The sequence below is a fragment of the Streptomyces sp. NPDC051207 genome (assembly GCF_040682395.1).
GTDB lineage: Bacteria > Actinomycetota > Actinomycetes > Streptomycetales > Streptomycetaceae > Streptomyces.
Map to the genome: position 1 here is coordinate 98,723 of NZ_JBFBAX010000012.1, position 20,993 is coordinate 119,715.

The 20,993-nt window shown below is 73.8% G+C and carries 21 protein-coding genes; 5 read left to right on the forward strand and 16 right to left on the reverse strand.

Annotated elements, in window-relative coordinates:
- Window positions 1-21: 21 nt before the first annotated feature.
- The 5 genes from AB0M97_RS14735 to AB0M97_RS14755 all read right to left on the reverse strand — a co-directional run bounded on the left by AB0M97_RS14735 (window position 22) and on the right by AB0M97_RS14755 (window position 5,676).
- Entirely contained in the window at window positions 22-1,494 is a 1,473-nt protein-coding gene (locus AB0M97_RS14735; protein WP_365961220.1) for a DUF1996 domain-containing protein, read from the reverse strand.
- Window positions 1,495-1,742: 248 nt separating this feature from the next.
- Complete coding sequence (locus AB0M97_RS14740; RefSeq protein ID WP_365961221.1) at window positions 1,743-2,759, reverse strand: NAD-dependent epimerase/dehydratase family protein; 1,017 nt, start codon at window positions 2,757-2,759, stop codon at window positions 1,743-1,745.
- 59 nt (window positions 2,760-2,818) lie between these two features.
- Complete coding sequence (locus AB0M97_RS14745; protein ID WP_365961222.1) at window positions 2,819-3,421, reverse strand: winged helix-turn-helix domain-containing protein; 603 nt, start codon at window positions 3,419-3,421, stop codon at window positions 2,819-2,821.
- A gap of 479 nt (window positions 3,422-3,900) precedes the next feature.
- Window positions 3,901-4,932, reverse strand: a complete 1,032-nt coding sequence (glnII, locus tag AB0M97_RS14750) for a glutamine synthetase (protein WP_365961223.1) — start codon at window positions 4,930-4,932, stop codon at window positions 3,901-3,903.
- A gap of 384 nt (window positions 4,933-5,316) precedes the next feature.
- Window positions 5,317-5,676, reverse strand: a complete 360-nt coding sequence (locus tag AB0M97_RS14755; RefSeq protein WP_365961224.1) for an arsenate reductase family protein — start codon at window positions 5,674-5,676, stop codon at window positions 5,317-5,319.
- Window positions 5,677-5,848: 172 nt separating this feature from the next.
- On the opposite strand from AB0M97_RS14755, the gene AB0M97_RS14760 reads away from it, so the two are divergent.
- A complete protein-coding gene (locus AB0M97_RS14760) occupies window positions 5,849-6,163 on the forward strand; it encodes a hypothetical protein (protein WP_365961225.1) in 315 nt (104 codons plus the stop codon).
- Between the two features lie 66 nt (window positions 6,164-6,229).
- On the opposite strand, the gene AB0M97_RS14765 is transcribed toward AB0M97_RS14760, so the two are convergent.
- The 3 genes from AB0M97_RS14765 to glnA all read right to left on the reverse strand — a co-directional run bounded on the left by AB0M97_RS14765 (window position 6,230) and on the right by glnA (window position 9,412).
- On the reverse strand, window positions 6,230-7,414 hold the full coding sequence (locus tag AB0M97_RS14765) for a winged helix DNA-binding domain-containing protein (protein ID WP_365961226.1): 1,185 nt from the start codon (window positions 7,412-7,414) through the stop codon (window positions 6,230-6,232).
- 122 nt (window positions 7,415-7,536) lie between these two features.
- Window positions 7,537-7,800 carry a hypothetical protein gene (locus tag AB0M97_RS14770; RefSeq protein ID WP_365961227.1) on the reverse strand — a complete coding sequence of 88 codons (264 nt, stop codon included), beginning with the start codon at window positions 7,798-7,800 and terminating at the stop codon, window positions 7,537-7,539.
- Window positions 7,801-8,002: 202 nt separating this feature from the next.
- A complete protein-coding gene (gene glnA, locus AB0M97_RS14775) occupies window positions 8,003-9,412 on the reverse strand; it encodes a type I glutamate--ammonia ligase (RefSeq protein ID WP_365961228.1) in 1,410 nt (469 codons plus the stop codon).
- Window positions 9,413-9,622: 210 nt separating this feature from the next.
- On the opposite strand from glnA, the gene AB0M97_RS14780 reads away from it, so the two are divergent.
- Window positions 9,623-10,090 (forward strand): RDD family protein, encoded by a 468-nt coding sequence (locus tag AB0M97_RS14780; RefSeq protein WP_365961229.1) that lies wholly within the window; start codon window positions 9,623-9,625, stop codon window positions 10,088-10,090.
- Window positions 10,091-10,185: 95 nt separating this feature from the next.
- Here AB0M97_RS14780 and AB0M97_RS14785 read toward each other — a convergent pair whose 3' ends face one another.
- The 4 genes from AB0M97_RS14785 to lipB form a co-directional block, all read right to left on the reverse strand.
- Entirely contained in the window at window positions 10,186-10,887 is a 702-nt protein-coding gene (locus AB0M97_RS14785; protein WP_365961230.1) for a DUF4191 domain-containing protein, read from the reverse strand.
- Window positions 10,888-10,978: 91 nt separating this feature from the next.
- On the reverse strand, window positions 10,979-11,179 hold the full coding sequence (locus AB0M97_RS14790) for a hypothetical protein (RefSeq protein ID WP_365961231.1): 201 nt from the start codon (window positions 11,177-11,179) through the stop codon (window positions 10,979-10,981).
- 273 nt (window positions 11,180-11,452) lie between these two features.
- The gene (gene lipA, locus AB0M97_RS14795; RefSeq protein ID WP_365961232.1) at window positions 11,453-12,442 is read right to left on the reverse strand and encodes a lipoyl synthase; all 990 of its coding nucleotides are present in this window, start codon (window positions 12,440-12,442) and stop codon (window positions 11,453-11,455) included.
- A 131-nt stretch (window positions 12,443-12,573) separates the two neighbouring features.
- Window positions 12,574-13,392, reverse strand: a complete 819-nt coding sequence (lipB, locus tag AB0M97_RS14800) for a lipoyl(octanoyl) transferase LipB (RefSeq protein ID WP_365961233.1) — start codon at window positions 13,390-13,392, stop codon at window positions 12,574-12,576.
- Between the two features lie 230 nt (window positions 13,393-13,622).
- Between lipB and AB0M97_RS14805 the strand changes: the two genes are divergently transcribed.
- Window positions 13,623-15,080 (forward strand): regulator, encoded by a 1,458-nt coding sequence (locus tag AB0M97_RS14805; protein WP_365961234.1) that lies wholly within the window; start codon window positions 13,623-13,625, stop codon window positions 15,078-15,080.
- A 51-nt stretch (window positions 15,081-15,131) separates the two neighbouring features.
- Here the strand turns inward: AB0M97_RS14805 and AB0M97_RS14810 are convergent, their stop codons facing one another.
- Together AB0M97_RS14810 and AB0M97_RS14815 are read right to left on the reverse strand one after the other, a co-directional pair.
- Complete coding sequence (locus tag AB0M97_RS14810) at window positions 15,132-16,538, reverse strand: NAD(P)/FAD-dependent oxidoreductase (RefSeq protein ID WP_365961235.1); 1,407 nt, start codon at window positions 16,536-16,538, stop codon at window positions 15,132-15,134.
- A 179-nt stretch (window positions 16,539-16,717) separates the two neighbouring features.
- Window positions 16,718-17,620: a TIGR01777 family oxidoreductase gene (locus AB0M97_RS14815; protein ID WP_365961236.1), complete on the reverse strand. Its 903-nt coding sequence runs from the start codon at window positions 17,618-17,620 to the stop codon at window positions 16,718-16,720.
- Window positions 17,621-17,693: 73 nt separating this feature from the next.
- Here AB0M97_RS14815 and AB0M97_RS14820 point away from each other — a divergent pair, with 73 nt between their 5' ends.
- Entirely contained in the window at window positions 17,694-18,194 is a 501-nt protein-coding gene (locus AB0M97_RS14820) for a GNAT family N-acetyltransferase (RefSeq protein ID WP_365961237.1), read from the forward strand.
- 354 nt (window positions 18,195-18,548) lie between these two features.
- Complete coding sequence (locus AB0M97_RS14825; protein ID WP_365961238.1) at window positions 18,549-19,349, forward strand: peptidoglycan recognition protein; 801 nt, start codon at window positions 18,549-18,551, stop codon at window positions 19,347-19,349.
- 7 nt (window positions 19,350-19,356) lie between these two features.
- On the opposite strand, the gene AB0M97_RS14830 is transcribed toward AB0M97_RS14825, so the two are convergent.
- Complete coding sequence (locus AB0M97_RS14830) at window positions 19,357-19,875, reverse strand: DUF4240 domain-containing protein (protein ID WP_365961304.1); 519 nt, start codon at window positions 19,873-19,875, stop codon at window positions 19,357-19,359.
- 91 nt (window positions 19,876-19,966) lie between these two features.
- Window positions 19,967-20,941: a WYL domain-containing protein gene (locus AB0M97_RS14835; protein WP_365961239.1), complete on the reverse strand. Its 975-nt coding sequence runs from the start codon at window positions 20,939-20,941 to the stop codon at window positions 19,967-19,969.
- Between the last annotated feature and the right edge of the window lie 52 nt (window positions 20,942-20,993).

Below are 20,993 nucleotides of genomic sequence, written 5' to 3' on the forward strand. Positions count from 1 at the left end.
CCGTGCCGGCCCGCTAGCGGGTCACCGGCAGTCCTCGCCGCTGTTGACGCAGTCGACCACCCGGTTCATCAGGTCCTCGTCCATGACGTTGATGAAGTCGTCGTGGTCGGTGACCGGCTTGTGCAGCTGCTCCGGAAAACCGTCGACCGCGAACGGGTTCCGCACCCGCCCGTCCTCGACGGTCGGCCGCGGCACGTCGTAGACCAGCTTCATCGTCAGCTGCGGGACGGCCCGGAAGCCCTCCGGACAGGCGCCGGTGGCCGGGTCGGCGAACGCCACGTGGTCACGGTGGTTGGCGCTGTCGGTGTTCCGCCCGTCCCAGCAGCTCTGGAAGTCGAAGATCCGGACCACCTTGGAACCGTCCGGGCACAGCGGGTACCTGTCCTTGAGCACCCGGTCCTCGAACCCGGTGCAGGACCAGCCCGCGTTGGCGTTCGCGTCGCCGTTGGTGAACGCCTTCGCGTCCCCGGTGATGATGCGCAGGAACTTCGGCATCGCCACGACCTTGCTCCGCGGGTTGCCGACGAACGTGATCTCGGCACCCTCCGCCTTCAGGATCGTGCCGACGTTGCCCTCGGCGCCGCCACCCGGCTCGTCCGCGTCGAACTCCCGGCTGCCGTCCTGGAGCCGCAGCACCGGCCAGTAGTACGTGGACCTGTCCCCCTGGTTCCGGCAGCTCGTCGCCGCGTTCGCCAGGTCCTCGTCGCTGGAGAACGCGTCGTTGTCCTGGTTGCCGACGTAGTCGTGCGTGTGGTGCGCGCCGTTGTCGACGCCGGGCGCCACGATCAGGTTGTCGCTGTTGAACAGGCCGTTCTCGTTCACGCCGCACTCGGTGGTGAAGGTGCCCGTCGAGGCGTCCTCGCCCTGCTGCGGCCGCTGGACGTTGGGCTCGACGGCCGTGATGTCGGCGAAGTCGCCGGCGACCGGGCCGGCGGCCCCGTTGCCGTTGCCGCCCTGGTCCCGGCCGCTTTGGTTCTCGTCGCCGTCCTGGTCCTGGCTGCCGCTGTCGCCGGGCGCGGGCCGGTCGGCCGGGACGCCCCGGCACTCGGCGAACCGGCCCAGGCCGCGCGGCTCACTGCCGCCCGCCCGGCGGATGGTGACGCCGATCCGGTGGAGGGCGGCGGTGCGCTGGGACTTCAGCGGGCCGAGGACGGAGTTGCGCACGAACCCCGGGTCGGCGGCCTGCGCCCGACGTGTCGACGCGAGCCGGGCGTACGCCTCGGTGACCTGCCGGTCCAGGTTCGCCAGTTCCCTGTCGACACCGGGGCGGGCCCCGCTCGGCAGCCGGCCGAGCTGCTGACCGACGTCCGGACAGTCGAGGGTGGCGATCTGCGCCCCCGCGGCCCGGGTCCGGCCGTCCCGGCTGCCGGACTCGTGCGCCGAGGCATGGACGTTCGCCCAGACCAGCCCGCCCCCGCCGAGGGCCAGTGCCGCCGCCGCGGCCATCGCCCTGACGGCCGTCGGCGTACGGCGTTTTCGTGTAGTGCGTCCCATGGAACTCCTCTGACGTCGTTGCGGGCCGTCAAGACGCCCGACAGGAGCGAAGCGGCCCCCTCCCATACGGAGCCGGTCCCAGAGGTGTTCAGACGTTGCGGGAGTTGCGGGTGCCGGCGCCGCCGGGGCCGGCCCGCGCATCGCGTCCGACGCCGCCCCCGGCACCCCCGGACGACCGCCGCCGCTGCCCCCCGGCCCACGCAACCCCGCACACCGCTCACCGAGCAAAGCCCCGGCGAACCCCAGGGTCAGGCCCCGCCGCCCGCCCCACCCGCCGCGAGCACCCTCGCCTCCACCTCCGGATCGAGTCCCTTGCTGGGCCGGTCCGGCCGCTGTGGTGCCGTGCCGTCGAGTTGCTGGAGCCACGTCCACGTGTCGGCGACCGTCTCCGTCACGGGGCGGCAGCGCAGCCCGGTCGCGACGGCCCGCGAGACGTCCGCGGCGTGCAGCGCGTCGTGCAGGTCGCTGCCCGGCGGCACCCACACCGGCAGCTGTGTCCACGGCTCGATGCCCGCCGCCAGGATCACCTCCGGCTCCGTCCACCGCAGATCCGCGCCGCCGCCGGTCACCCGCGCGCACGCCTCCAGCAACTCGCCCATCGTCGCGTGGCCCTGAGGGCTCATCAGGTTGTACGGCCCGCTCAGCTCCGCCCGCGCCGCGCCGAGCGTCCACTCCGCGAGGTCGCGCACGTCGACGTACTCCAGCGGCAGGTCCCGCGGCCCCGGCGCCAGCACCGGGCCGCCGCGCGCCATGCGCGTCAGCCACCAGGGCAGCCGCCCCACGTTCTCGTACGGGCCGAGGATCAGCCCCGCCCGCACCAGCAGCGCCCGGTCCGCGCCGAACGCCTCCAGCGCCGCCAGCTCACCGCCCCGCTTGTCCTCCGCGTACGACGTCTGCTCCGCGTCGGCCGACCCCTCCACCACCGGCGCGTCCTCGGCGTACCCGGCGGGCGGCGCCCAGGCGTACACCGAGCAGCTCGACACGTACACGTACCGCCCGGCCCGGTCCCGCAGCAGCCGCGCCGCGTCCCGCACCGCGCGGGGCGCCGCCGACCACGTGTCCACCACGACGTCCCACTCGGCGCCGTCCGCGGCGAGGGCCGCGAGCCCGTCCGGCGCGGTGCGGTCGCCGTGCAGCGACCGCACCCCCGGCGGGGCCGCGTGCCGCCCCCGGTGGAACACCGTCACGTCCCAGCCGCGCCCCAGCGCCGCCTCCACGACGGCCCGCCCCGCGAACTCCGTACCACCCAGCACCAGAAGCCTCATGCCGGCCACTGTGCACGGCCCGGTCCCGGCACGGAACGGGAATCTGCCGTCAGCCGAACTCAGCGCCCGGTCGGCGGCACGTACTTGTAGCCGACCCGGCGCACCGTCTGGATCGCCGCCCGGTGCTCGGCCCCCAGCTTGCGGCGCAGCCGGGCGACATGGACGTCGACCGTGCGGCCGTCGCCCACGTGCCCGTAGCCCCACACGGTGCTCACGAGCCGGTCCCGGGTGTGCACCCGGCCGGGGTGCGCGACGAGGTGGGCGAGCAGCTCGAACTCCAGGTACGTCAGGTCGAGTTCACGCCCGGCGACCTCGGCGACGCGCCGCACCGTGTCGACGCGGACGAGCGGCACGCCGTCCCCGCCGCCGGCCGGGTCGTCGACCGGGGCGCTTGCCGGTTCGCCGGCTTCCGGCAGGGCGGGCGCCGTGCGGAACGGCGGCTGCTGTCCGGCCGGGACGAGCACCAGGTAGCCGACCATCGGCGGCCGGCCCGGCAGCGCGGGCAGTGCGTGCGGCGGGGCGGGCAGCCAGGTGGCGCCCGGCGGCAGCAGGTCCGTCACGTCCACGGTCGTGTCCCGGTCGACGGCTCGCAGCCGGTGCCGCGGGGCGCTGGAGGAGTGGGCGGGAAGCGTGGCGTCGGACAGGGAACGGGAGGTCGCCATGGGAGGTCAGCTCTTTCGCGCGAGGAGTTCGTCGGGAAAGGGCGACGGCCGCGAGTTGGTGGTCGGGCGCGCCGCGGGACGTACGTCGTCCGCGCGGGCCGAAGGCCGGGAGACGGCTTTAGAGGGCCCGCGCGTTCACCGCGGGGCAACACACCCGGTCGAAGTCGTGGTGCTGACGGGAGGGCCAGAAGGGCTCGAGGTCGTGACGACCTGTCGCGGTGTGCTTCTGGAAGCCGGTCATGGAGCCATTCAAGCAGACACCTGCCTCCCGCAGCAGCCGTCTCTCACACCCTGGACGCCTCCCCGCGCCGCACCTCTCAGTCCACCAGGCGACTGCGTCTGCCCGTTCCCCGTCTCGGCCTTCACCGCCAGGCCCCCGTCGATCTCCATGCCCTCCACCATGACACGCGCCACTGACGACGCGAGGGGGCGCCCACCGTGACGGTGGGCGCCCCCTCGCGGGAAGCCGGGCGGCCGGATCAGACCTGGCCGGCCTTCTCCAGCGCGGAGCAGCAGGTGTCGACGAGCAGGCGGGTCACCACGTACGGGTCGACGTTGGCGTTGGGACGGCGGTCCTCGATGTAGCCCTTTCCGTCCTTCTCGACCTGCCACGGGATGCGCACCGAGGCGCCGCGGTTGGAGACGCCGTAGGAGTACTCGTTCCAGGGGGCGGTCTCGTGCAGGCCGGTCAGGCGGTCGTCGATGCCGGCGCCGTAGTTCTTGACGTGGTCGAGCGGCTTGGAGCCCTCGCCGAGCGACTCGGCCGCGGTGATGATCGCCTCGTAGGACTCGCGCATCGCCCTGGTGGAGAAGTTGGTGTGCGCGCCGGCGCCGTTCCAGTCGCCCTTGACCGGCTTCGGGTCGAGGGTGGCGGCGATGCCGAAGTCCTCGGCGGTGCGGTAGAGCAGCCAGCGGGCCACCCACAGCTGGTCGGAGACCTCCAGCGGCGCCAGCGGCCCGACCTGGAACTCCCACTGGCCCGGCATGACCTCGGCGTTGATGCCGGACAGGCCGAGGCCCGCCCGCAGGCAGTTGTCCAGGTGCGCCTCGACGGCGTCGCGGCCGAAGATCTCGTCCGAGCCGACGCCGCAGTAGTAGCCGCCCTGCGGGGCCGGGAAGCCCCCCTTGGGGAAGCCCAGCGGGTAGCCGTCCTTGAAGAACGTGTACTCCTGCTCGATGCCGAAGACCGGCTCCTGCGCGGCGAACCGTTCCGCGACCTCGGCCAGCGCGGCACGCGTGTTGCTGGAGTGCGGCGTCATGTCCGTGTTGAGGACCTCGCACAGCACCAGCACGTCGTCGCCGCCGCGGATCGGGTCCGGGCAGGTGAAGACCGGCTTGAGCACACAGTCGGAGGCGTGACCCACGGCCTGGTTCGTGGAGGAACCGTCGAAACCCCAGATCGGCAGCGCGTCCAGGCCCGCGGGCTCGCCCGTGATGATCTTCGTCTTGGAACGCAGCTTGGCCGTCGGCTCGGTGCCGTCGATCCAGATGTACTCAGCCTTGAAGGTCACGGGGCCACATCCTTCGGGGGTGGGTCTAGGCGCACTTGCGGGTGCTGCGGCGCTGCGGCACTGGGGCGCTGCGGATGCCCGGAAGCCTGTCAACAGGCGATTTCCCGGCCATTGCCCGTACGTGAACCCCGTGTTACCGGCGCATCGTGTGGCGCGATTCACGCGGTGCGCCGGGGGCGCGGCGCCACGCCCCGTCCCCGCCCTGTTCATTCACCGCGACCCTGTTGTCGACGTACCGGAGCAGGTCCTCCGTCAGCGCGGTGATCACCACATCCCCGGTCCCGGCGCCGCCCCCCACCGCCCGTCGGCGAACACTACGAACCGCACGGTCGCCACCCGCCGGAAGGCACCGGCCGATCCCGGCGGCACCGTCGGCAGGCCCGATCACCGGGACATCGCGTCCCGCACGGCCTCGTCGGTGCGCGCCACGACCGCCGTGCCGTCGTCCGCCGTGATGATCGGCCGCTGGATCAGCTTGGGGTGCTCGGCGAGCGCCGCGATCCAGCGGTCGCGCGAGGCCTCGTCCCGCGGCCACTCCTTGAGGCCCAGCTCCTTGGCGGCGGCCTCGTGGGTGCGGGTGATGTCCCAGGGTTCGAGCCCGAGCCGGTCCAGTACGCCCCTGATCTCGTCCTCGCTCGGCACGTCCTCCAGATACCGGCGGACGGTGTAGTCGGCGCCCTCCGCGTCGAGCAGGCTGACGGCGCTGCGGCACTTGGAACAGGCCGGATTGATCCAGATCTCCATGCGCCCCACGGTACGCGAAAACCCGTCTCCCACCTGCGCCCCAGCAGCCCCGAAAGCCCTTGTGGCCAGGGGCTTCTGTCAGTGGTGGGGAGTAAAATAGAAGCAGTGTTCGAGAGTGGCGGCGGGTGCAGCGAGGCCCCGGCGGCGCTCTCTCCGCGACAGGAGGATGCCTGTGCCCGCTGCCGCACTGAAGGCGAAGCCACTGCCCACCCAGTCCACCGCGAAGCGTCCCGTCCTGCTCGACCTGCCCTACGCCCCCGTGGAGAAGCGCCCGTTGCCGCCGGGCCGTCCCCGCGAGTGGTACATCACGCACAACCGGCGTCTGAAGGCGATGCGGCTCGCGATCGCCCTGCTCGACTCCGGCGTCTACGTCCCGAACCAGGCCCGCAACGAGACCATCCGGGAGGCGGCGGAGACGATCGGCGTGCACCCGCCGTCGGACACGACGTGCCACATGGTGCGGGCGCTGATGCGCTACTGCCGGTGACACCACCGGTGCCGGGCAGCTCGCGTGTGCGGGGTGCCCGGCACCGGCCGGCCCTCCGCCGCCGGCCTACGCCGTCAACTCCCGCTCCAGCGGCGTCCGGAAGCGCGGCGTCACCCGCGTCGTCCCGACCCAGCCGCGCAGCCGCTCGGCCTCCGCGGCAATGGCCGCCTCCGCGTCGCGGCTCACGTCCCGCGGGTCGAGGAGGCGCCAGGCGATCTCCCCGTCGGCTCGCTGCGCCCAGCCGCCGACCACGCGCCCGTTCCACCACACCGTCGGGCCCACGTTCCCGCTCCGGTCGAACAGGGCCGCCCGCAGCTCCGGCGCCAGGTACCAGTCCCGGTGCTGCCACCCCATCGCCGTCGGGTCCAGGGCCGGCAGCAGCGCCGCCCACGGCTCGTCGGGACCGGTCACCGGACCCTCGTCGCCGTCGGACACATACCCCGTGCCCTCGTCCAGCGACACCGGCCGCGCCCCGATCGCCGCGAGCGCCCGGCGCACGTCGGTCACGCGCCACCCCGTCCACCACTTCAGGTCCGCCTCCGTCGCCGGACCGCACGCCGTCAGCCAGTGCCGCAGCAGCACCGCCCGGGCCTCGGCCGGGTCCAGCTCGGGATGCTCGGGGGCGAGCGCCCAGCGGAACTGGCTCGACGTCCAGGAACCGAGCGGCCGGCCCCGTACGACCTTGCCCTCCACGCCCAGCACCTTCAGCAGCCGCGTCGACACGGTGTGGACACCCTCGTAGCTCTTGCCGGCCGCGTATACGAACTGCTCCTTCAGCCGCGGCTCGTCCACGGCCAGTTCGGCCGCCGTGGCCTGCCCGCGCCGGCCCAGCGCGGCGAGCGCCGACTCCTCGACCTCCTTCAGCCAGGTCGCGTCCGGCGCCCCGGCCGCCGCCATGTCCTTGAGCAGCGCGGCACGCTCCCGGGCGGCGACCGTGAGGCCCGTCGAGGCGTGCACGACGGCGGTCAGCTCGGCGGGGAACACGAACACCGTGTGCCGCATGCCGTGCATCCGGACCAGCGCACCGTCCTCGTACAGCGCCCGCCCGGTCTCCGGTACGGTCTTCGCCGGGTCCCCGAGCCGCGCGCCCACCGCCAGGTACACCGTCGCCGGGTCCGTGCCGTGCAGCGCCACCAGGGAGCGGGCGACCTCCTCGGGAGCCGCCGCCCGGGCCGCCCCGGCCAGCCGGTGCCGCACCGCGAGCCGCGCCCTGCGCTCCGCCACCGGAATGTGCCGCCCACCGTCACCCATGGACACCTCCACCGTCACACCGATCGTGCGGCCCATTCTCATGGACGGCACTGACAACGGGGCGGCAAGCCGGACCGGCCCGGCTCACGGACCGCCGGGCCGGCCCGGCACCTCCACCGGCATCAGAACGGCGGCCGGAACCCCCCGTACCCCAGGAGCACGATCAGCGCGGCCATGCCGCCGAGGACCAGGACGGCCGACAGCCAGGCCGGACGGTGCCGGTGCGCCCTGCGGGCGGGCTCGGGGCGGAAGGGGACCGGGCCGGGCGGGTTGTGCCTCCAGCGCGCGGCGAGCATCCGGGCACGGGCCGACGGCTCCTTGTGGGCGGCGCCGTCCGCCCACCGGAGGTCGTACTCACGCTGCTCGAAGTCGTCCCGCTCGGACATCCCGGCCATCCCCGTCATCACTCGAACCCCGGCTCAGACCCAGCATCCCTCGCCCGGACCGCTTCTGTGAAGCGCGCCGCGAGCCCCGCACCCGCCCCGCGCCTCCGCCACACCGCGAGGGCCCGCCGTCCCATGAAGGGGACGGCGGGCCCTCGAACAGGTTGGACAGGAGGAACCCCGGGCCGCTGCGGCCCGGTGCCTGTCACACGTCGAAGTACAGCTCGAACTCGTGCGGGTGCGGACGCAGCTGCAGCGGCGCGATCTCGTTCGCGCGCTTGTAGTCGATCCAGGTCTCGATCAGGTCGGACGTGAACACGTCGCCCTGGAGGAGGAACTCGTGGTCGGTCTCCAGGCGGTCGAGGACGGCGCCGAGGGAGGTCGGGACCTGCGGAACGCCCGCGTGCTCCTCGGGAGCCAGCTCGTACAGGTCCTTGTCGATCGGCTCGGCCGGCTCGATCTTGTTCTTGATGCCGTCCAGGCCCGCGAGCAGCAGCGCCGAGAACGCGAGGTACGGGTTGCCGGAGGAGTCGGGCGCACGGAACTCCACGCGCTTGGCCTTCGGGTTGGAGCCCGTGATCGGGATGCGCATCGCGGCGGAGCGGTTGCGCTGCGAGTACACCAGGTTGACCGGCGCCTCGAAGCCCGGCACCAGACGGTGGTACGAGTTCACCGTCGGGTTGGTGAACGCCAGCAGCGACGGGGCGTGCTTGAGGATGCCGCCGATGTAGTAGCGGGCGGTGTCCGACAGGCCGGCGTAACCGGCCTCGTCGTAGAACAGCGGGTCGCCGTTGCTCCACAGCGACTGGTGGACGTGCATGCCCGAGCCGTTGTCGCCGAAGATCGGCTTCGGCATGAAGGTCGCGGTCTTGCCGTTGCGCCAGGCCACGTTCTTCACGATGTACTTGAACAGCTGGAGGTCGTCGGCCGCGGCGAGCAGCGTGTTGAACCGGTAGTTGATCTCGGCCTGGCCGGCGGTGCCCACCTCGTGGTGCTGGCGCTCGACCTTCAGGCCGGCCCGGTCCAGCTCCAGGGAGATCTCGGCGCGCAGGTCGGCGAAGTGGTCGACCGGCGGGACGGGGAAGTAGCCGCCCTTGTAGCGGACCTTGTAGCCGCGGTTGTCCTCGAGGGCGCCGGTGTTCCAGGCGCCGGCCTCGGAGTCGATGTGGTAGAAGGACTCGTTCGCACCGGTGGCGAAGCGGACGCTGTCGAAGACGTAGAACTCGGCCTCGGGGCCGAAGTACGCGGTGTCGGCGATGCCGGTGGAGGCGAGGTAGGCCTCGGCCTTCTTCGCCACGTTCCGCGGGTCACGGGAGTACTGCTCGCCGGTGATCGGGTCGTGGATGAAGAAGTTGACGTTGAGCGTCTTGTCACGGCGGAACGGGTCCACCCGGGCGGTCGACAGGTCCGCGCGCAGCGCCATGTCGGACTCGTGAATGGCCTGGAAGCCGCGGATCGAGGAGCCGTCGAAGGCCAGCTCCTCGTCCGGGTCGAACGCCTCGGCGGGCACCGTGAAGTGCTGCATGACGCCCGGGAGGTCACAGAACCGGACGTCGATGAACTTGACGTCCTCGTCCGCGATGAACTTCTTGGCCTCGTCGGCGTTCTGGAACATCCAGCTCCTCCTACTCCCGACCGTCCCGCCGGGGTGGTAGTTCGTTCGTGCGGCCAGTGCGGGTGGCACACGCTGACCTCGACCCTAGGGACGCGTGATTTCTCCGGCGTGACCCATTTGTTTCGCACAAGTTAACCGGCTCTCGTTCCACGGTAGCCCCGGAGCCCCCCGGCGTCCCCCGGTCACACCCCTGCGCAGTACCGTGGACGGGTGGACAACAGGGAAGCATTCGGATCATGGCTGTCGGGGCCCCGCGCGGCCCTGGAGAACGCGGGTGCGGATCTCGGATACCGGGGCGAGCAGCTGGGTCTGCCGGAGAAGGGCCCCGGCTCGATCGCCCGGCCGGGCCGCCGCATCGGAGCGCTGGCCGTGGACTGGGCCCTGTGTGTCTTGATCGCATACGGCCTGATCACTGACGGCTACAACCAGGCGACCGGCAACTGGGCGCTGCTGATCTTCTTCGTGCTCAGCGTCCTGACGGTCGGCACGGTCGGCTGCACACCCGGCAAGCGGATCTTCGGCCTCCGGGTGCTCGCCCTGGACACCGGCACGATCAACCCGCTGCGCGTGCTGCTGCGCACGGTGCTGCTGTGCCTGGCCGTCCCGGCGCTGGTCTGGGACCGCGACGGCCGCGGCCTGCACGACCGGCTGGCCCGCACGGTCGAAGTCCGTATCTGACGCTCGCCGCACCCGCCCACCGAGACACGGCGAAGGGGCGCCCGGAGTGATCCGGGCGCCCCTTCGCCGTGCGCGGTATGACGGGACGACGTGCGTCAGCGGGCCTTCGGTCCGCCCTTCGGCAGTTTCATGCCCTTCGGCATGGGCCCCTTCGGCAGCGGCATGTTGCTCATCAAGTCGCCCAGCGCGCGCAGCCGGTCGTTGGTCGCGGTGACCTGCGGGCCGGTCAGCACGCGCGGCAGCTTCAGCATGGTGGTGCGCAGCTTCTTCAGCTCGACCTGGCCCTCGCCGGTGCCGACGATCAGGTCGTGCACCGGTACGTCGGCCACGATGCGGTTCATCTTCTTCTTCTCGGCGGCCAGCAGGCCCTTCACCCGGTTCGGGTTGCCCTCGGCGACCAGCACGATGCCGGCCTTGCCGACGGCGCGGTGCACCACGTCCTGGCTGCGGTTCATCGCCACGGCGGGGGTGGTGGTCCAGCCCCGGCCGATGTTGTCCAGTACGGCCGCCGCGGCGCCCGGCTGGCCCTCCATCTGCCCGAAGGCGGCCCGCTCGGCCCGGCGCCCGAACACGATCGCCGTGGCGAGCAAGGCGAGCAGGAGGCCCAGGATGCCGAGATAGATCGGGTGACCGATCAAGAACCCGATCGCGAGGAAGACACCGAAGGTGACGATTCCCACTGCCGCGAGTACAAGACCGATCTTCTTGTCGGCCCTGCGGGTCATCTTGTAGGTCAGGGCAATCTGCTTCAGTCGCCCGGGGTTCGCGGCGTCCGCCGCGGTTTCCTTCCTCGCCATGGCACGAAGTCTACGTGCCCCGTCGAGCGCCTACGACGGCGGTGCCCCGGCGGGACGCGGGCGCGGGGGCCGGGCGACGGGGCGCGGAGGATCAGGCGCGGCCGGACACGGTCTGCTCGAGGACGCGCTGCGCCTCGACCCGGTCCTGGGCGCGGCGACGGTCCTCCAGCACGGCGGTCCAGGCGTTGCGGCGGGCGGTGCGCTGGCCGCTGCTCAGCAGCAGCGACTCGACGGCACGCAGCGCGGTGCCGAACGACGGAATGGCGGTGGCGCGGTCGGGCGCGGCCTGCATGGTGGAGGTCCCCCCTCGGAACGGCAACGACAGTGGGTGTACGACCTGTGAAACCAGGGTCACTGATTGGTGTTACCAGGGCGTGACCGGCCGGTCAAACACCCATGAAGCCCCGATGTGGCGCCCCGGAACACGGACGCGGCCCCGACGTACGTCCTCAACTGGGAGGACGGTCGGGGCCGCGTCCCACCGGTCACTACCGGCAGGTAGCCGCTTGTGCGGGAATTCACACGCTCGCCACGGGCCGTGTGAGTACGGGCGGGTGACGGCGTGTCAGACGGCCTGCGCGGCGATCCGGGCGCCGTCCTGCTGCGGAGCGGCCGCATGGCGCTGCTCGATCGCCATGCGGTAAAGCCGCCCGGCGCGGTAGGAGGACCGCACCAGCGGGCCGGACATCACGCCGGAGAAGCCGATCTGCTCGGCCTCCTCCTTCAGCTCCACGAACTCGTGCGGCTTCACCCAGCGCTCGACCGGGTGGTGACGCACCGACGGACGCAGGTACTGCGTGATGGTGACCAGCTCGCAGCCCGCGTCGTGCAGTTGCCGCAGCGCGTCGCTGACCTCCTCGCGGGTCTCGCCCATGCCGAGGATCAGGTTCGACTTGGTGACCAGGCCGTGGTCGCGGGCGGCGGTGATGACGCGGAGGGAACGCTCGTAGCGGAAGCCGGGGCGGATGCGCTTGAAGATCCGCGGAACCGTCTCGACGTTGTGCGCGAAGACCTCGGGGCGGGAGGAGAAGACCTCGGCCAGCTGCTCCGGGACGGCGTTGAAGTCGGGGGCGAGCAGTTCGACCTTGGTGCGGCCGGCCTCGCGGTCCGCGGTCTGCCGGTGGATCTGGCGCACGGTCTCGGCGTACAGCCAGGCGCCGCCGTCCTCGAGGTCGTCGCGGGCGACGCCGGTGATGGTGGCGTAGTTGAGGTCCATGGCGACCACGGACTCGCCCACCCGGCGCGGCTCGTCGCGGTCGAGGGCCTCGGGCCTGCCGGTGTCGATCTGGCAGAAGTCGCAGCGCCGGGTGCACTGGTCGCCGCCGATGAGGAAGGTCGCCTCGCGGTCCTCCCAGCACTCGTAGATGTTCGGGCAGCCGGCTTCCTGGCACACCGTGTGCAGCCCCTCGCTCTTGACGAGGTTCTGCATCTTCGTGTACTCGGGACCCATTTTCGCCCGGGTCTTGATCCACTCGGGCTTGCGCTCGATGGGGGTCTGGCTGTTGCGGACCTCCAGGCGCAGCATCTTGCGTCCGTCGGGTGCGACTGCGGACACGGCTGGCTCCCTAGCGATTGATTCCTCGGCGTCCACCAGGGTACGCCCGTTGATTTCCTGCCCGGCGCGGGTGCGGGCCTGGGTGAGGGCTGCCGCCCCGGGCCCGCGCCGCGGCCCGGACGGCCCCGTCCTCAGGCGCCGGACGGACCGGCGGCTGCCGGTGTCCTGTCGATCACGCGCGGCTTGAGGTCCGCGTTCTCCAGGACATCCCTCAGGTGCCGCTCGACGACCGGCAGGACCTCCTCGATCGTCACGTCGCGGCCCAGTTCGCCGGCGAGGGAGGCGACCCCCGCGTCGCGGATGCCGCACGGGATGATCTTGTCGAACCACTTGTTGTCGGGGTTCACGTTCAGTGCGAAGCCGTGCATCGTGACGCCCTTGGCGACCCGGATGCCGATGGCCGCGATCTTGCGGTCCTCGCGGCGCTGGCCGGCGTTGGACGGGGCGTACTCGGGGCCGTTCAGGCGCGGGTCGAACTCGTCGTCGTGCAGGCGCGGGTCGAAGTCCAGGGACAGCCCGCCGAGCGCGGGGCGCTGCTCGACCGGGTCGCCGAGCACCCACACGCCGCTGCGGCCCTCGACCCGGGTCGTCTCCAGGCCGAAGTCGGCGCACGTGCGGATCAGGGCGTCCTCCAGGCGGCGCACGTGCGCCACGACGTCCACCGGGCGCGGCAGCTTCTGGATCGGGTAGCCGACGAGCTGGCCGGGGCCGTGCCAGGTGATCTTGCCGCCGCGGTCCACGTCGATGACCGGCGTGCCGTCGAGGGGGCGTTCGCTGTCCTCCGTGCGGCGGCCCGCCGTATACACCGGAAGGTGCTCCAGCAGCAGCACGGTGTCGGGGACGCGGTCCTCGAAGCGCGCCGCGTGCACCCGGCGCTGCTCGTCCCACGCCACCCGGTAGTCCACGGCCTCGGCACCGAAACCCATGCGGACGAACCGCAGCTCACTCACGGCAAGCGCCTCCCTAGAAGGTCGTAAGGCACGAAACATGCCTACGCCACTGTACGACCGCCTCCGGTCGTCAGCCTCGCGGTCAATCCTCACACGATCGGATGAATGCTCGAAAAAAACTGCAATCGCCTGGCTACTCTCCGCTACATTCGCGCCGACCATGAGGCCATAAGGGCTGCTCACAGGCAATCCGGGCACTTCGTCCCGGAAGGCAGGAGACCGCACCGCAGATGACGGAACGACCCGCGCAGCGCACTCCCAACCGCCAGCTCGCCGCGCTCATCGCAGAAGCGGGATTCTCCCACGCAGGTCTGGCCCGTCGCGTCGACCAGCTCGGTCTCGAACACGGACTGGACCTCAGATACGACAAGACGTCCGTCACCCGGTGGCTGCGCGGCCAGCAGCCGCGCGGCACCACCCCCGCCCTGATCGCCGAGGTGTTCACCCGCCGCCTCGGCCGCAGGCTCACCGCGCAGGACCTCGGGCTCGACGCCTGCGCCCCCGTCTACGCCGGGCTGGAGTTCGCCGCCACCCCCGAGGAGGCCGTCGACATCGTCAGCGGGCTGTGGCGCAAGGACTCCGGCAGCCACGCCGAACTCCGCAAGATCGCCTTCACCCCGGCGGGGCTCGTCGTGCCCAGCCGCGACTGGCTGATCGGCCGCCCCGACGAGAAGGTCGCCCGCGGCGAGGCACCCGCCCGGGTACCCGCCCAGGGCCGCCCGGCCGGACCCGAATCGGCCGCCGCCCTGTCCGGCCGGCGCGGCCGGACCGACCGCACCCCCGGCCAGCGGGTCACCGGCGGTGACATCGCCGCGCTCCGCTCCGTCGGGGAGCTGTTCCGCACCCTGGACGACATGTACGGCGGCGGCCACGCCCGCCAGGCCCTCGTGCGCTACCTGGAGCACGAGTGCGAGCCCATGCTGCGCGGCAGCTACGGCGAGCAGGCCGGGCGCCGGCTGTTCGCGGCGGCGGCCGACCTGACCCGGCTCGCCGGCTGGACGTCGTACGACATCGCCGCGCACGGGCTCGCGCAGCGCTACTTCGTGCAGGCGCTGCGGCTCGCACAGGCGGCGGCGGACCGGGCCTACGGCGCGTACGTGCTGGTCACCATGAGCCGGCAGGCCGTCTACCTCGGCCACGGCCGGGAGGCCGTCCAGCTCGCGCGCGTGGCGCAGCAGGGCGTCGGGACCACCGTGCCGCCCACCCTCCAGGCGCTGCTGCACGCCGCCGAGGCCCGCGCGCACGGCGTCCTCGGCGAGGTGCGCGCCTGCACCGCCTCCCTCGTACGGGCCGAGCGCGCGCTGGAGACCGCCCGGCCCGGCGACGACGTACCGCACTGGGCGCGGTTCTTCGACGAGGCGCAGCTCGCCGACGAGTTCGGGCACTGCCACCGGGACCTCCAGCAGTTCCGCGCCGCCGCCCAGCACGCCGAGCGCTCGCTGCAACTGCGCGCCCCCGTCTACGCCCGCAGCCGCGTGTTCTGCAAGGTGGTCCTGGCCACCGCCCGCCTCGGTCTCGGCGAACTCGACGAGGCCTGCCGGCTCGCCGCGGAGGCGGCGGGCCAGGCGGCGGAGATGCGCTCGGTGCGCGCCGTGGAGTACGTCAGGGACTTCGAGCGCCGCCTGGAGCCCTACAAGGACGCGGCCCCGGTCCGGGGCTACCGGGACCGGGTGGCGGCCCTGAACTGACTGCGGTGACGGCCGGTCCGGAAAGTCCCGGACCGGCCGTCACCGCACGGCTCACGCCGCCGGGCGCATCGTCCGCGGCGGTTCCGCCGCGTGCATCGGACCGCCCGCGCCCAAGTCCGTCAGGACGGCCGCCGCCGCCCGTCCGCCCGAGTGCAGCGCGCCCTGGACCGTGCTGGTGTCCCGGTGGTCGCCGCACACGTAGAGCCCCGCCAGGAGACGGACCGGCCGGCACAGGTCGTGCGGGGCGCCCATCGCCGGGACCGCCTCGCGCGTGTGGTGCACGGCGAGCGTCTCCCAGCCCGCGGTCGACGTGCCGTACAGCCGGGCCAGGTGCGCGCGGACGGCGGTGTCCACGTCCGGCGGCGGTGCGCCGAGGACCGTCGACGTCACCAGCGCCCGGCCGGCCGGCGCGCGGGACGGGTCCACGCGGCTGACCACCGCCGTGTGCGCCACGGGGCCGCCCCGGTCCGCGTCCAGCACCAGGGACGCGCCCGTGGGCGGCGGCTCCTCGGTGGTGTGGTGCAGCACCGTCACCGGATGGAAGCCCGGCACCCGCAGGCCGGGCAGCAGCTCGGCCGCGGCCCGCGCGTCCGTCGCCACCAGCACCGCGCGGCAGCGGATCTCGCCGTGCTCGGCCGTCGTCACCGACGTCGTGGACACCGCGGTCACCCGCGTCCCGGTGTGCACCGTGCCGGGCGGCAGCGACCCCGCCAGCAGCTCGGGCAGCGCGTCCGCGCCGCCCTCCGGCAGGCACAGCCGCCCGGCCGCGAAGGCCCGCAGGGCGAGGTCCGCGCACCGACTGGACGTGCTCAGCTCAGGGTCGCACAGCAGGGCCGCGAGCAGCGGCCTGAGGAACCCGTCGACGGTGCGGGCGGGCAGGCCGCGCGCCGCGAGGGCCTCGGCGGCCGGCGACTCGGGCCGCACCAGCAGCCGTTCCACGGGCGTGCCCGCGAGCCGGGACAGCGCGGAGCCGAGCCGCGCCTGGTCCATGGCGCCGCCGAGCGGGGCGCCGGCCCGGCTGCGCGGCACGGCGTCGGGCCGCCCGGCCGTCCCGGCGGCCGGGACCGGCCTCCTGGGCGCCGGTACCGACCTGGGGGTGCCCGCGAGGGCGCGCACCGCGTGGAGTGCGCCCCGTGCGCCCCCTGCGCCGGTCTGGGCGCCGGCGCGGTGGTGCCGCCCGTCGCTGTGCAGCAGCACCCCCGGCGCGAACGGGCGCAGCACCAGCCCGTCCAGACCCGGCGTCAGCCGCAGCGCCGGATACGCCGTGGACAGCAGCTGCCCGATTCTGTCGAGCCTGAAGCCGTCGACCTTCTCCGTCGCCATCCGGCCGCCGACCCCGTGGGCGGCCTCCAGTACCACGGTCGACACTCCTGCGCCGGTCAGCCGGTGCGCCGCCGCGAGCCCGGCGACCCCGGCTCCCACGACGACGACGTCGGCCTGATTCACGGGCTCAAGCACGTGCCCCTCCTCGAGGTTGCGCGACAGCTGGAGACGTCATGCCCCCAACCGGCTCCAGGGATACCCGAGTCCGGCTCGAGATTAGGCCCGCGTCCCGCCCCGCGGAGTCGCGCACGCACAGGGCACGGGCGCACGCCGGTCGCATGCCCGGCCGCGGCCCCGCCGCCCCGGCGCCCGCCTCACAGCGCCGCCCGGATCGCCTCCTCCACCTCGGGGAACGCGAACCGGAACCCCGACTCCAGCAGCCGCGCCGGCAGCACCCGCGCACTGCCCAGCACGTCCCCGGCCATCTCCCCGAGCACCCCCCGCAGCACCGGCGCGGGCACCGCGAACGGCGTCGGCCGGCGCAGCACCCGCCCCATCGCCGCGGTCACCTCGCGGTTCGTCACCGGGTGCGGCGCGGTCAGGTTGAAGGGCCCCGACAGGCCGTCGGTGTCCAGCAGATGGCGCAGCGCCGCCACCTCGTCGTGCAGCGCGACGAACGACCAGTACTGCCGCCCGTCGCCCAGCCGTCCCCCGAGCCCCGCCCGGAACAGCGGGAACAGCCGCCCCCACGCACCTCCACCGCGGGCCACCACCAGCCCGGTGCGGGCCAGCACCGTCCGCACGCCCGCCTCCCGCGCGGGCGCCACCGCCGCCTCCCACTCCACGCACAGCGACGGCAGGAACCCCTCGCCCGGGGGCGCGCTCTCGTCCACGGCTCGGTCGCCGGTGTCCCCGTAGAAGCCGATCGCGCTGCCGTTCACGAACACCCGCGGCCGCGTCCCCGGGTCCAGCGCGGCCAGCGCCCCGGCGAGCGCCGCCGTCCCGTCCACCCGGCTGGAGCGGATCTTCTCCTTGTACGCGCGCGTCCAGCGGCGGTCGCCGATCCCGGCCCCGGCCAGGTTGACCACCGCGTCGCACCCGGCGAGCCCCGCCGCGTCCACGGACCGCCGCCCCGGGTCCCACCGCACCTCGTCCGCCGCCCGGGGCGCCCGGCGCACCAGGCGCACCACCTCGTGCCCGTCCGCGGTCAGGGACCGCACCAGGGCGCTGCCGACGAGACCGGACGCGCCGGCCACCGCGATACGGGAAGCTGCCATGCGCCCATCGTGCCCGCTCCGCCCGCGAAAAACAGCCGACGAACTGCGCGGCGTGCGCCGTACAGTGACCGTCATGCCGCATCCGTCCATACGCCACGCCACCCTCGCCGACGAGGACGCGCTCGCGCGGCTCGACCTGGCCACCTGGTCGCACCTGCACGCCGTCACCCCGCGCCCCGAGCACCCGGAGCCGTTCTTCCGCGAGCGCTGCGGGCCGCGCGACCACCTCGTCGCCGAACTCGCCGGCCGCGTCGTGGGCTACGTGCGCCTCGGCTTCCCCACCGAGCTCGCCTCCAACGCGCACGTCCGGCAGATCCGCGGCCTCGCCGTCGCCGAGGAGGCCCGCGGCCTGGGCGTCGGCCGGGCCCTGGTCCGGGCCGCCGTCGAGGAGGCCCGCCGCCTCGGCGCCCGCCGCATCACCCTGCGCGTCCTGGGCCACAACACCACGGCCCGCAAGCTGTACGAGTCCGAGGGCTTCGTCGTCGAGGGCGTCCAGCCGGAGGAGTTCTGCCTGGACGGCACCTACGTCGACGACGTGCTGATGGGGCAGTCCCTGGTCCCGCTCGACGACTGACCGCCGCCCGGCAGGGCTCTCGTTGATCACTTGATCACCCATTCGCGGAAAGCCGCCGGCAGCCGGCCACACGCGCGTGCGCACAGGGGGACGGTGACGCTCCGGCGGCCGGCGACCTGCGGACCGGCCACGCGCGCGTGCGCACGGCCGTCCCCCGCGAACCACGGCAGCCCGGCCCCGGCGACCGGCCACGCGCGCGTGCGCGCGGTCGGACACGACGGCACCGGCACGCCCCGTGCGCACGGGCCGGGCCACGCGCGGGTACGCGAGGCGGAACGCCGAGGACCGGGACGCGGTTCCACGGGTGGCACGCCCCGCCGCGCGGGCCGGGCGGATCGGCCCGACAGTGGGACCATGCGTGTCGTCCGAAGCGCGCGAGGGGCACGGCAGCCGCGCGCGGGCCGGGCCCCCGCCCTGCCGGGCACCGTCCGGGCGCCGCTGCGCTGGCTGCCCGGGCTCACCGCCGTCGCGGCGCTGCTGCTGTGCGCGCACGGCGTCGACCGGCACCCCGCCGCCCCCACGGCCCGCCCCGCCGCGCCGTACCACGCCCCCCGGCCGCACATCGTGCCGCGCTCCGCCTGGCTGGGCGACGCCGCCCGCCCGCAGCCCCGGCCGCGCTACGACGACAAGGTCCTCGCCGTGTTCGTCCACCACACGGACACGCCCAACGACTACGACTGCGCCGACACCCCCCGCATCCTGCGCGGCCTCTACACCGGCCAGACCGGCGCCCGCGACTGGGACGACATCGGCTACAACTTCGTCGTCGACCGCTGCGGCACCGTCTACGAGGGCCGCGCCGGAGGCGTCGCCCGGGCCGTCACCGGCGCCCACACCCAGGGCTTCAACCACCGCACCACCGGCATCGCCGCCCTCGGCACCTTCACCGCGGGCACCCCCGTGCCGCAGGAGGTCACCGACGCGATCGCCGCGCTGGCCGCCTGGAAACTCGGCCCGTCCGGCACCGACCCGCGCGCCATGGTCGAGCTGGTCTCCACGAGCGGCCACAGCCGGTACGCGGCTGGGGCCACCGCCTCCCTGCCCGCCGTCGCCGGCCACAACGACGGCTACATGACCAGCTGCCCCGGCGCCGAACTCACCGCCCGCCTCCCCGCGATCCGCGGACAGGCGGCCCGGTTGCAGGGCAGGCCGTGAGCCGCCGTCAGGCCCGGAACCGGTCCCACAGCCGGGGATACCGCTCGGCCAGCGCCCGCTCGTCCTCGAAGTCGACCGGCGTGCCCTCCGGCTCGGCGGGCGGCGGCGGGATGTCCAGGTCCGGCGCGACGGCACCGGTGAGCTGCTCGTACGCCTCGTCCGCCGCGTAACCCAGCTCCTCGGCGTCCCCGTCCAGCTCCTCGTCGAAGTCGTCCAGCAGGTCGGCCAGCGCGTCCGGGTCGTGCAGCGCCCCCTCGAACACCTCGCGCCCCTGGCCGATCAGCCAGCACCGGAAGAAGTCGAAGGCGTCGTCGCTCGCGCCGTCCAGCAGCACCCAGGCCGCGCCCCACAGGTCCCAGCGGTAGGCGCGGTTGTAGCGCACCTCGAAATGGCGGGCGAAGTCCAGGACCGCTTCCGGGTCGAGGCCCAGCAGCCGCTCCACGAGCTGGTCGGCCTGCTCCTCGGGATCGCCGTCGGCGGCCTCCCGGGCGTCGTCCACCAGCTGCCAGAACTCCGTCTCGTCCATCACGGGTCCAGCATCGGCCCTCGGCGCATCCGCCGCACGCGGAGTGCGGCGGATCGTTATGTGCCGTACGGCGCCGGCCGGCCGCGGATCGTCACATCCCGTACAGCGCCGCCAGCCGCCGCGCGTCCGCCGCGAACCGCGCCCGCAGCGTCCCGGGCGCGAGGACCTCCACCTCCGGCCCGAGCGCCGCCAGCTGCGTGTGGGCGACGTCCTCCGACTCCACCGCCAGCGTCACCGTGACCCAGCCGTCGCCGTCCGGTTCGCCCGCCGTGCCCAGCGCCTCCCGCGCGGGCAGCGGGTCCATCGCGTACGGCAGTCTGCGCACCCCCGCCGGGGACAGCCGCACCAGGACGTCCGCCCGCAGCAGCGACCGCGCGAACTGCTCCGCCCGCTCCTCCCAGAACGCCGGAAGATCGAAGTCCTCCTCCCGCGCGAACCGCTCCGCACCGGCCTCCACCGACGTGAACCGGTCGATCCGGTACACCCGGAACGACGCACCGCCCGCCACCCGCGCGCACAGGTACCAGACCCCGGCCTTGAGGACGAGCCCGTACGGCTCCAGCTCCCGGACGACCTCGTCCTCCCCGCGCCGGTAGCGCGCCGTGATCCGCCGGTCGTCCCACACCGCGTCCGCGACCGCGGGCAGCAGCCGCGGCGTCCGGGGCTCCCGGAACCAGTTCGGCGCGTCCAGGTGGAACCGCTGCGCCGCCGTGCGCGAGGCGTCCCGCAGCGACGGCAGCAGCGCCGCCGACACCTTCAGCCGGGCCGCCGACGCCGCGTCCTCCAGGCCCATCTCGCGCAGCGCCCCCGGCACCCCCGACAGGAACAGCGCCTCGGCCTCGCTGCGGTGCAGGCCCGTCAGCCGCGTCCGGTACCCGCCGACCAGCCGGTAGCCACCGGCCCGGCCCCGGTCCGCGTACACCGGCACGCCCGCCTCCGACAGCGCCTGCGCGTCCCGGGTGACGGTCCGCTCCGACACCTCAAGCTCCCGCGCCAGCTCGGCGGCGGTCATCGAGGGCCGGGACTGGAGCAGCAGCACCATCTTGATCAGCCGGGCAGCACGCATGCCCCACATCATGCAGGAGGCCCCCGCCGGAGCGAGGGCCTCCCGGAACACA